Genomic DNA, 7,571 nt, shown 5'->3' with positions numbered 1-7,571 from the left:
ATTCGCAAAAACAGAAATTCTGTTGCCGTTTTAAATGGATCCGAAACCAAAGCAGATTTTGAAGCTTTAGGCGAAGATATTTTTAGGTATTTTGGTTTGGGATGCCGCAATGTTTCAAAAATTTTTGTACCCAAAGGATATATTTTTGATGCATTTTTTGAAGGAATTTTCAAGTACCAAGACGTGATTCACTATGAAAAATACGCCAATAATTATGATTACAACAAAGCGGTATTTTTGATGAGTAATTTTAAATTATTGGACAACGGGTTTCTCACCATCAAAGAAGATTCCAGTTACTCCTCGCCTATTTCAAGCGTTTTTTATGAATTTTATGATGATTTGGAAACATTAAAATCCAAATTAGCTTCAGAAAATGAACAAATTCAATGCATTGTTTCCAAAGACTTAGTTCCTAACAGTATATCTTTTGGTAAAACACAGAAGCCTGCACTTTGGGATTATGCTGATGATGTGGATACCTTGGCATTTTTACAAAACCTCTAATTTACTACAACGTTATTGTTAAAAGTATTTCCAAATCGTTACCAAAATGTTAGCCAAGTTTAAAGGCATTTTTTTGAAATTTGCACTTTCAACATCAAACCGATCTCGTTAATGAAGATACATAATTTTAGTGCTGGCCCAAGTATTTTGCCACAAGAAGTTTTTGAAAAAGCCGCACAAGCCGTTGTAAATTTAGAAAATTCTGGACTTTCAATTTTAGAAATTTCGCACCGTAGCAAGGAATTTATTGCTATTTTGGAAGAAGCCAAAGCGCTGGTTTTAGAATTGATGCAACTTCAAGATAAAGGTTACGAAGTCTTGTTTTTACAAGGTGGAGCGAGTATGGAATTTTTGCGAGTTCCGTATAATTTGCTGCCGCAAAACCAAACTGCTGTTTATTTGGACACTGGTGTTTGGGCATCGAATGCCATAAAAGAAGCACAAAGTTTTGGAAATGTATATGTTGCAGGAAGTTCTAAAGATCAAAATTACAACTACATTCCGAAACAGTATTTGATTCCGGAGGACGCTGCTTATTTTCATTGCACGTCCAACAATACCATTTACGGGACTCAAATGCATGATTTTCCCAAAACAAATGTTCCCGTAATTTGTGACATGAGTTCGGATATTCTTTCGAGTGAATTGGATTACTCGGCCTTTGATTTGATTTATGCAGGAGCTCAAAAAAATATGGGTCCAGCGGGTGTAACTTTGATTGTGGTGAAAAAAAATATTTTAGGCAAATCCGAACGAAAAATCCCCACTTTACTGGATTATCAAAAACATATTGCTGCTGAAAGTATGCTCAATACGCCTCCGGTTTTCGCAATTTACACGACGCTTTTAAATTTAAAATGGCTGAAATCCAACGGTGGAGTTGCTGTAATTGCTAAAAGAAACCAACAAAAAGCAGCGTTATTGTATGCCGAAATTGATCGAAATCCATTGTTTGAAGGAACCGCGGTAAGAGAAGATCGATCTTTAATGAATGCTACTTTTCTGCTTAAAGATGTTTCGCAAACAGAAAAATTTGCTCAAATTTGCGCAAGCAAAAACATATCTGGAATTGTTGGCCACCGAAGCGTGGGCGGCTTTCGTGCATCAATATACAATGCTTTACCAATCGAAAGCGTACAAGTTTTGGTTGACGCAATGAAAGAATTGGAACAATATAGTATAAATAATTAGAATTTTTCGATAAAAAAAAGATGAAAGTATTAGCCAATGATGGAATTTCGCCCAGCGGAATCCAACTTTTAGAAGCAAACGGATTTGAGGTCATCACTACCAAAGTGGCCCAAGAACAAGTTGTTTCTTATATCAATAAACACGAAATCACTGTTTTATTAGTGCGAAGTGCTACAAAAGTCAACAAGGAAATCATCGACAATTGTCCGTCGTTAAAAGTTATTGGACGTGGTGGTGTAGGAATGGACAACATTGAAGTCGACTACGCAAGAGCTCAGGGGAAAAACGTAATAAGCACGCCCGCCTCCTCTTCAGAATCGGTTGCCGAATTGGTGTTTGCCCATTTATTTTCGGGAGTGCGATTTTTATACGATTCCAACCGAAATATGCCTTTGGAAGGCGATTCCAATTTTAATGGACTGAAAAAAGCCTATGCAGATGGCATCGAACTTCGTGGAAAAACCCTTGGAATCATTGGTTTTGGAAGAATCGGTCGCGAAGTTGCTCGAATGGGTTTGGGACTGGGAATGCGGGTAATTGCAGCGGATAAATTTATAGGGCACGCCGAAATTAAAGTCGATTTTTATAACGGTCAATTCATCAATGTCAACATTGAAACCGAACCAATGGAAGACGTTTTGCGTCACGCCGATTTTATCACACTACACGTTCCGGCTCAAGAAAATGGATATGTTATTGACGAAGCCGAATTTGATTTGATGAAAAAAAATGCAGGAATCATCAATGCGTCGCGAGGAGGAATTATCAATGAAGTCGCTTTGTTAAAAGCCTTGGATGCCGATAAAATACTTTTTGCAGGACTGGATGTTTTTGAAGAAGAACCAACGCCAGCCGTACAAGTATTGATGCATCCCAAAATTTCGTTAACGCCGCACATTGGTGCTGCAACTATTGAAGCCCAAGACCGAATTGGCGTTGAACTGGCCGAACAAATCATTGGTCTGTTAAAAAACTAAGTCACACAATTTTTAAAAATATAAGTCAAACTTTGCGGTTTGACTTTTTTTGTTAAATCAATTCTAAGTTGGATGCTAAACCGTCAAAAATTTGTAAATTTCAACAAAATACGAACAATGAAAAAATACTACTTATTTGTTGTTGTGCTCTTTTTGGTGTTTTCCTGCGGAACCAAGAGAACAAGCACCTTTGACACTACAGCTATTAAAAACGATACCATCCGAATTGCGAACGACGAACTGGAATACGAAGTCATCATTATTGATCCCGGATTTAGCGGATGGCTCCCGAGTTATGCACGACCGCGAAATTATTATTCACAAAGCTATATGGAACAACGGAACCAGATGTGGGTGATGCAATGGAATCAAAATGTAATGACGGGTCAACAACGCAATTTGTTTGAAATGACCATCAATTACGATCCCAATATCGATTACGGCTATGAAGTAAATTATTTGCTTTTCAATTATTTGACCTATTTTCAATTGACAAATAATATTCAACTTGGGGGTTTTAGTGCTCGATTATAAGTCCTATTTTTGTAAGAAAATTTTCCTGAATAGATGAACAAACTCAAAACCCGTTGGGGTATTACTTCGAATTTCCAACTTGCAATTATTTTTATTGTCTTTGCAATAAATGGTTCGTTGTCGGCAAAAATATCGTCGTTCTTTCTCGATCAATTGAACATCACCAAAGAAAACACCAATATCATTCTGTACTACATCATTTTACTAGTCCTTGTTCTTCCACTCTATCCTTTTATGCTGATGTTCTTTGGATGGCTTTTTGGACAATCCCAATTTTTTACCCCTTTTGCCAAACGAATGATTCGGAGTATGAAGATGGGGTTTTTGTTGAAGTGAGGGAAAGCCTCCCCCAACCCCCCCCCTCCGAAGGAGGGGAGACTGGAATGTTGAGTTTAAAATTGAAATATTCGATAATTCTCGTAGATAAACTCTACTGAAGGTAACCTGATGTATTAGAATTTTAGATTTCAAATAAAAAACCCAAAAGTGAAATGCTTCTGGGTTTAAAAATTTTTTAAAAAAGTTTAAAATAAAAATTAATTTTTCTTAATAATATAAGTGTAAAACCACATAATTGTAAAAGAAGGAATGACATCGGTTGCGGGCAAAATTTCCTCTAAAAACGAAACCACTCCCGCTACTTTTCCCATAGTTCCTTTGTACATCCAAGCCATTATAAACCCGGAAAGTGGCGCCCAAACTACATCAGCGAATTCGCCAATAAAGGGAATCGAAAAAGACATCATTCCGACGGCATCCAACAAAAGACTTAAAACCAAATCCCTTGTTTTAGTATTCTTTTCAGAAATTTGTTCCATTTGTTTCATATCTAAAGTAAAACAAAAACAATGCCTAAAACGTGCCGACTATTTTTTTAACTTGTCTTGGAATTTTTCTTTCAACTTATTGATTTTTGGTGTAATCACGTACGAACAGTACGACTGACTCGTGTTTCTGCTGTAGTAATTTTTATGATAATCTTCAGCTACATAAAACTTTGGTGCCGCCGAAATTTTGGTTACTACGGGTTTGCCAAAAGTGTTTTCCAAATTCAGTAAAGCAATGTACTCTTCGGTAATTTTTTTCTGTGCATCGTTGTAGTAAAAAACCTCACTTCGGTACTGAGTTCCCACATCCGCTCCTTGACGGTTTAGGGTTGTTGGGTCATGTGTGGCAAAAAATATTTCTAAAAGCTCGCCGTAACTTACCACTTTTGGATCAAATACAATTTCGATAGCTTCGGCGTGTCCCGTTCTTCCTGTTGAAATTTCTTCGTACGTTGGATTTACGGTTTGGCCACCAATATAACCCGGAAGTACTGATTTTACACCTTCAATTTCGAGGAACACTGCTTCGGTACACCAGAAACATCCACCAGCTAAGGTTGCTGTTTCCAAATTCTGATTTTTAATTGCTGCTGCTGAGGGAACTTCTGTCATTGATTTTTTCTCTTTTGATTGACATCCCAAAGTGGAAAATGCCAATGCGATTGCTATTATTTTTTTCATTTTAAAATAGGTTTTAAAAAACGACAACATTTTAAATATAGTAGAAAAGTTTACTGTATAAACAAATGCACTACCATTTTCACTGTCTTTTTTTGTTGAACAAATTTACTTTATAAGTCAACAAAAATGCAAGTTGTTAACGCAACTTTATCAGTTATATACGAAAGAAAGAAGAGTTGTAGATTTGGATTTCCGAAAAACTTTGTTACTTTGTAAAAAAATAAAAAATGATTGAGGCAGTCAATATTCAAAAGTACTACGACGATTTACAAGTCTTAAAAGGGGTTGATTTACACATCAAAAAAGGAGAAATTGTCTCCATTGTGGGTGCTTCTGGTGCGGGAAAAACAACCTTACTGCAAATTTTGGGTACTTTGGACGCTCCGTCAACTACTCCAACTACTTCGTTAAAAATCAACGGCGAAAATGTTCTGCAACTCAAGGATAAAGCACTTTCAAAATTTAGAAATTTAAATTTGGGATTTATTTTTCAGTTTCACCAATTGTTGCCCGAGTTTACCGCTTTGGAAAACGTTTGCATTCCCGCTTTTATCGCCCATAAAAACAAATCAGAAACCGAGCAAGAAGCCACCAGACTGCTGGAATATTTGGGTTTGGGACACCGAACTCACCACAAGCCCAACGAGCTTTCGGGTGGCGAACAACAGCGCGTTGCCGTAGCACGAGCATTGATTAACAAACCGGCAATCATTTTTGCCGATGAACCTTCAGGGAACTTGGACACCGTTTCCGCCGAAAATTTGCATCAGTTGTTCTTTGACTTGCGGGACGAATTCGGACAAACTTTTGTCATCGTCACGCACAACGAAGATTTTGCCAATATGGCCGATCGAAAACTTGTAATGGTCGATGGTTTAATCTCGAATTAACATGCTTTTTATTTTAATCTCATGGCTGTATGTTGTTTTTACCACCGTCAATTTCGGTGTGGTTTGCAACAAAATCCTTGGCTTAAAAAATAAAAATTTAGTAATCACTTCTTTTCTTGGTCTTTTTACAATTACAATTTTAGCCAGTATTTGGGCTTTTTTTGGAAGAATTAATTTCGAATTTCACAGTGTTTTATTGCTTTGTAACGGATTTCTATTTTTCAAAAATAAAGCGAAAATTTCAGAAAGTTATAAAAGTTGGTGGGGCAACATGGTAACACTTTCACCAGGTCTGAAATTTTTCTTGACATTTACAACGCTACTGATTTTAGCACAATGCAGTTTACTTCCTTATGTAATTGATAATGAATCGTATTACATCCAAACAATTAAATGGTTTAATGAATACGGTTTCGTAAAAGGATTGGCGAATTTGCATTTGTATTTGGGCCAAGCAAGCGGTTGGCACGTTACGCAAAGTGTGTTTAATTTCTCTTTTTTGTATGCTGATTTTAATGATTTAAGTGGTTATTGTTTGTTTTTAGGTATGCTTTTTTCGGTAGAAAAGGTAGAAAAATATACTGAAAACATGAATTTAAATTATTTGTTAGTTGGTGTATTTCCATTAGCAAGCATTTATTTTTTCCAATTCATCAGTGCACCGTCGCCTGACATTCCTATTTATGTTTTGACCTTCGTGATTCTGTTTTATTTCTTAGAAAACTTCAAAAATTGCTCGTCGGAAAAATTCAATTTGATTGTGATTTTGGTACTTTTTATCTTGTACATCAAGAGTACTTCTGTGGTATTGGCCTCACTTCCCCTCCTACTTTTGATTCAAAATTTAAAAGTTTTATCAAAAAAGCTGATTTTACCAGGAGCTGTTGCATTATTGATTTTAGTACTCTTTATTTCCAAGAATATGATTATCAGTGGATCGGTACTTTTTCCTTCGAAATTGTTTGCCTCTTTTACTACGGATTACAGTATACCTAAAATTATCGAAAGTAACTACTATGACAATATCAAGTATTTTGGTTATCAAGTGACGCCCAAACAGTTTCGTGCGATGACAATTAATGAGATGTTGCAGCATTGGGTTTCGATGCCTAAAATCAATGGAATATTTAATAAAATTAGTGTTCTCATTCTATTGATATCGCCAGTGTTTATTTACAAATTTCAAAACAAAAAAGCGATGTGGTTGTTGTATGCATTAATGCTATTACAACTAATTTTACTTTTAGCTACTTCGCCACAATATCGTTTTTTTATGAATTTTATGCTTTTTTTCGGATTTTTTTGCTTAATATGTATCATTAAAAATAAAAAATGGACCCAATCATTGCTGGTTATTGGATTGCTGCCCATTGTTTTTTTATTGTTTACACCAATTTCATTTCGTGTTTTTACCAACAATAAATTCATGTTAGAAAACAATATTTTTTCGGTAAAAATGTTAATTAAACCGCAACCCAATACGAAAATGAATACTGATTTTGAAGTGATTGAACTAGGAAATTTAAAATATCATTCGCCACTAGAAAACGAATTCTTTTTTGGAACCGGAAATGGCAATTTACCTTGCGTAAATAAATCACAGGTTGAATATTACCGAAAAAATTTCGATCTAATTCCTCAAATGCGAACTAAAGAATTGAAAGATGGATTTTATTCCAAAAAAACAGCAACTGATGACTAATTCCGAATTAAAAGAATTTCTAGACGAAAAAGTAAGATTGTACAACCGTCCCGACTTTATTGAAAGTGATCCAATCCAAATTCCGCACCAATTTTCCTTGAAAGAAGACATTGAAATTGCTGGTTTTTTGAGTGCTACAATCGCTTGGGGCAACCGAAAAATGATTATCAGTAATGCTTCGAAAATGATGAACTTGATGGGTAATTCGCCTTATGACTTTGTGATGTCACATTCTGAAAGTCAATTGGATTCCTTCGAAAAT

At 35.7% G+C, this 7,571-nt stretch carries 9 protein-coding genes and 1 pseudogene; 8 read left to right on the top strand and 2 right to left on the bottom strand.

The window, feature by feature from the left end:
* The 5 genes and pseudogenes from ACIQ2X_RS11830 to ACIQ2X_RS11810 form a co-directional block, all read left to right on the top strand.
* Positions 1–507: pseudogene (locus ACIQ2X_RS11830) on the top strand (acyl-CoA reductase); the annotation flags it as partial.
* Between the two features lie 111 nt (positions 508–618).
* Positions 619–1,698, top strand: a complete 1,080-nt coding sequence (gene serC / locus ACIQ2X_RS11825; RefSeq protein ID WP_396179122.1) for a 3-phosphoserine/phosphohydroxythreonine transaminase — start codon at positions 619–621, stop codon at positions 1,696–1,698.
* 20 nt (positions 1,699–1,718) lie between these two features.
* Positions 1,719–2,675 (top strand): D-2-hydroxyacid dehydrogenase, encoded by a 957-nt coding sequence (locus ACIQ2X_RS11820; protein WP_396179121.1) that lies wholly within the window; start codon positions 1,719–1,721, stop codon positions 2,673–2,675.
* A gap of 117 nt (positions 2,676–2,792) precedes the next feature.
* Entirely contained in the window at positions 2,793–3,209 is a 417-nt protein-coding gene (locus ACIQ2X_RS11815; protein ID WP_396179120.1) for a DUF6146 family protein, read from the top strand.
* Between the two features lie 33 nt (positions 3,210–3,242).
* Entirely contained in the window at positions 3,243–3,545 is a 303-nt protein-coding gene (locus ACIQ2X_RS11810; RefSeq protein ID WP_396179119.1) for a DUF6787 family protein, read from the top strand.
* A gap of 200 nt (positions 3,546–3,745) precedes the next feature.
* Here ACIQ2X_RS11810 and ACIQ2X_RS11805 read toward each other — a convergent pair whose 3' ends face one another.
* A complete protein-coding gene (locus tag ACIQ2X_RS11805; RefSeq protein WP_396179118.1) occupies positions 3,746–4,027 on the bottom strand; it encodes a hypothetical protein in 282 nt (93 codons plus the stop codon).
* Positions 4,028–4,075: 48 nt separating this feature from the next.
* Positions 4,076–4,717: a peptide-methionine (S)-S-oxide reductase MsrA gene (msrA, locus tag ACIQ2X_RS11800; RefSeq protein ID WP_396179117.1), complete on the bottom strand. Its 642-nt coding sequence runs from the start codon at positions 4,715–4,717 to the stop codon at positions 4,076–4,078.
* Between the two features lie 227 nt (positions 4,718–4,944).
* Here msrA and ACIQ2X_RS11795 point away from each other — a divergent pair, with 227 nt between their 5' ends.
* The 3 genes from ACIQ2X_RS11795 to ACIQ2X_RS11785 form a co-directional block, all read left to right on the top strand.
* The gene (locus ACIQ2X_RS11795; protein WP_396179116.1) at positions 4,945–5,607 is read left to right on the top strand and encodes an ABC transporter ATP-binding protein; all 663 of its coding nucleotides are present in this window, start codon (positions 4,945–4,947) and stop codon (positions 5,605–5,607) included.
* Position 5,608: 1 nt separating this feature from the next.
* Positions 5,609–7,309 (top strand): LIC_10190 family membrane protein, encoded by a 1,701-nt coding sequence (locus ACIQ2X_RS11790; RefSeq protein ID WP_396179115.1) that lies wholly within the window; start codon positions 5,609–5,611, stop codon positions 7,307–7,309.
* On the top strand, positions 7,302–7,571 hold a 270-nt coding region (locus tag ACIQ2X_RS11785; RefSeq protein ID WP_396179114.1), incomplete at its 3' end, for a DUF2400 family protein. The genes ACIQ2X_RS11790 and ACIQ2X_RS11785, both read left to right, overlap by 8 nt.

Origin of the sequence: Flavobacterium sp. (assembly GCF_044368625.1) — a bacterium.
Taxonomy (GTDB): domain Bacteria; phylum Bacteroidota; class Bacteroidia; order Flavobacteriales; family Flavobacteriaceae; genus Flavobacterium.
The sequence above is the reverse complement of the archived record's forward strand: the minus strand, read 5'-3'. Positions and strand labels throughout refer to the sequence as shown.

What these genes read in the sequence shown, in the direction of transcription:
- serC (WP_396179122.1), top strand. Translation starts at nt 619, where the DNA reads ATGAAGATACATAATTTTAGTGCTGGCCCAAGTATTTTGCCACAAGAA.
- ACIQ2X_RS11820 (WP_396179121.1), top strand. Translation starts at nt 1,719, where the DNA reads ATGAAAGTATTAGCCAATGATGGAATTTCGCCCAGCGGAATCCAACTT.
- ACIQ2X_RS11815 (WP_396179120.1), top strand. Translation starts at nt 2,793, where the DNA reads ATGAAAAAATACTACTTATTTGTTGTTGTGCTCTTTTTGGTGTTTTCC.
- ACIQ2X_RS11810 (WP_396179119.1), top strand. Translation starts at nt 3,243, where the DNA reads ATGAACAAACTCAAAACCCGTTGGGGTATTACTTCGAATTTCCAACTT.
- ACIQ2X_RS11805 (WP_396179118.1), bottom strand. Translation starts at nt 4,027, where the DNA reads ATGGAACAAATTTCTGAAAAGAATACTAAAACAAGGGATTTGGTTTTA.
- msrA (WP_396179117.1), bottom strand. Translation starts at nt 4,717, where the DNA reads ATGAAAAAAATAATAGCAATCGCATTGGCATTTTCCACTTTGGGATGT.
- ACIQ2X_RS11795 (WP_396179116.1), top strand. Translation starts at nt 4,945, where the DNA reads ATGATTGAGGCAGTCAATATTCAAAAGTACTACGACGATTTACAAGTC.
- ACIQ2X_RS11790 (WP_396179115.1), top strand. Translation starts at nt 5,609, where the DNA reads ATGCTTTTTATTTTAATCTCATGGCTGTATGTTGTTTTTACCACCGTC.